We start from the raw sequence: 2,581 nt of genomic DNA, 5'->3' as shown, positions 1-2,581 counted from the left end.
CAATCATGAAAAGGTAGAGGCATTCCCCCTTTTAAATCTTTTTTCTTACAATTCTGCAAGAATCGCTTTAAGCAAGCCTTTGAAGTCACCTTTAACACGTTCAGTCACTTCTACAACTTCCTCGTGGTTGAGTTCTTCTTGGAAACCAGCCGCAAAGTTAGTAATACATGAAATTCCCAGAACTTTCAAGCCTGAGTGGGTTGCCACGATAACTTCAGGAACAGTAGACATACCAACTGCATCTGCTCCCAATGTCTTATAGGCACGGATTTCTGCTGGTGTTTCATAAGTTGGACCAGTAACACCGATATAGACACCTTCATCAAGCTTGATACCAAGTTTTTTAGCCACTTCATGGGCAGTAGCACGGTATTCTGGTGTGTAGGCCTTAGACATATCTGGGAAACGAGGACCAAAGTCATCCAAGTTTTCACCCATCAATGGGTTTTGACCTGTCATGTTGATATGGTCTGAGATAGCCATCAAAGTACCAGGCCCATATCCAATACCACCAGCAGCATTGGTTACAATGACACCTTCACATCCAAGAACTTTCATGACACGAACTGGGAAAATCACGACTTCCAGAGGATTTCCTTCGTAGAAATGGAAACGACCTTGAAGAGCCAAAACCTTGCGACCTGCAAGTTCACCATATACCAATTTACCAGCGTGACCGACTACTGTAGAGCGGCCCCAGTTTGGAATCTCAGCATAGTCTACTACAACTGGATTTTCGATTTCTTCTGCCAATTCTCCAAGACCTGACCCAAGGATTAGACCGAACTCAGGTGCTTGAATTCCCTTGTCTTTCAGGAAGGCAGCTGTTTCATTGATTTTATCTAAAAATGTCATTGTGTGTCTCCTTTTTTAGTTTTTAGCATTTGACCGATTTTGTCAAAAGTTTTAGCATTGCGAATGGTAATATTGCGATAGAAAGGCATCTTGAGCAAGTACTTGTGATAGGCAGTCTTAGAGTAGGATTCTTCAGAAAATTTCCCCCAGAAAATACCAAGTTTTCCAAAATGAACGACCTCATCTTTCAGCTCTAAACTTTTAACCGTCTCTATGACTTGCTCCACATCCAAAAGCTCAGTGTAAAAGAGAACGTCTTTTCGTGCCAAGTCTTCGTTCCACCAAGCTGGTAGATTCTCCACTTCTGCTTCATAGTCTTCTTGACTCAGTAGGGAAAAACTCTGAATAAATGGATAACGAGTCCCAAAGAAAGTCTCTAATTTTTCAATCAATTGGGCTTTTAGCCCTGTCGAAGTAAAGAAAACATTGCCACTGTTGATGTAGCTCTCAACCTTTTCCAGTCCCAAGTTTGTTAATTCTTGACAAAGCTCCGCCATGACGACCTTATTCTTACCACCAACATTGATGCCTCTAACCAGCAAAGCATAGCGCGTCATCTTATACCAATTTATCTAAGAAACTTTCCCCGATCATAGCTGTTTCAACACCAAAGTTATCTGCAACAGTCGCTGAGATATCTGCAAAATGTCCAACTGGAATGACACCATTTCCTTTGAAGGCAGGGCTGTAAGCTAAAAGCGGAATGTATTCACGAGTGTGGTCTGTTCCTGCATAGGTTGGGTCGTTCCCGTGGTCCGCAGTAATCAAGAGAAGGTCGTTCTCTCTCATAGCTGCGATAATTTCAGGTAAGCGTTCATCAAACTCATGCAAACAATCACGGTAACCATGAGCATTACGACGGTGGCCGTAAAGGGCATCAAAGTCCACCAAGTTTGTGAATGAGAATCCTTTTTCAAACTCAGCAAGGTCCATGGTCTTCAATAGTGTATCAATTCCATGACTGTTTGACTTATTGTGGCCCATGTCATGGTTGATACCAGCACCGTTAAAGATATCATTGATTTTACCAACAGCGTAAGTATCGATACCAGCTTCATTCAATTTATCCAAAACAGTCGGTGCAAATGGAGAAACGGCTAAGTCACGACGGTTTGCTGTACGAGTGAAGTTACCTGGCTCACCTACATAAGGGCGAGCAATGATACGACCTAGAAGGGCAGGGCGCTCAAGGGTAATTGAACGTGCGTATTCACAGATACGGTACAATTCATCCAAAGGAATAATGTCTTCGTGGGCAGCAATTTGCAAGACTGGGTCAGCTGAAGTATAGATAATCAACTCTCCAGTTTCCATCTGACGTGGTCCAAAGTCATCGATAACAGCCGTTCCTGAGTAAGGTTTGTTGGCTTCACGAATGACCTTGCGTCCTGAAAATTCTTCGATTTTTGTCAGGATTTCTTCTGGGAATCCGTTCCAGAAAGTATCGAAAGGCTCAGTAATGTTGAGTCCCATGATTTCCCAGTGCCCAGTCATGGTATCCTTACCAAGGGATACTTCTTCCAATTTTGTTGCATATCCAGTTGGATTGCTTTCAGCTGCTACAGTCTTAAGAGGAGTTTCGCGAGGAATATTTCCTAGACCGATTTTAGCCATATTTGGCACATTTAAACCAACTGTTTTTGAAATGTGTCCCAGTGTGTCAGAAGCTCCATCTGGAACTCCTGCATTGACAAAGTTATTGGCATCTGGTGCAGCACCAATTCCT

The 2,581-nt window shown here is 42.9% G+C and carries 3 protein-coding genes; all 3 read right to left on the bottom strand.

Annotation, left to right across the window (positions count from 1 at the left end):
* Positions 1-45 precede the first annotated feature (45 nt).
* Positions 46-855 (bottom strand): purine-nucleoside phosphorylase, encoded by an 810-nt coding sequence (locus SMIDD26_RS05260; protein ID WP_061439343.1) that lies wholly within the window; start codon positions 853-855, stop codon positions 46-48.
* Positions 852-1,412, bottom strand: a complete 561-nt coding sequence (locus tag SMIDD26_RS05255; protein ID WP_061439341.1) for a DUF1697 domain-containing protein — start codon at positions 1,410-1,412, stop codon at positions 852-854. Before SMIDD26_RS05255 ends, SMIDD26_RS05260 begins: the two co-directional genes overlap by 4 nt.
* Before the next feature lies 1 nt (position 1,413).
* A partial coding sequence (locus SMIDD26_RS05250; RefSeq protein WP_246746927.1) for a phosphopentomutase occupies positions 1,414-2,581 on the bottom strand: 1,168 nt, incomplete at its 5' end.

The organism is Streptococcus mitis, assembly GCF_001579035.1.
In the GTDB taxonomy this organism is placed as follows: Bacteria; Bacillota; Bacilli; order Lactobacillales; family Streptococcaceae; genus Streptococcus; species Streptococcus mitis_J.
Note: the sequence above shows the minus strand (reverse complement) of the source record. Positions and strands in the feature narration are given on the sequence as shown.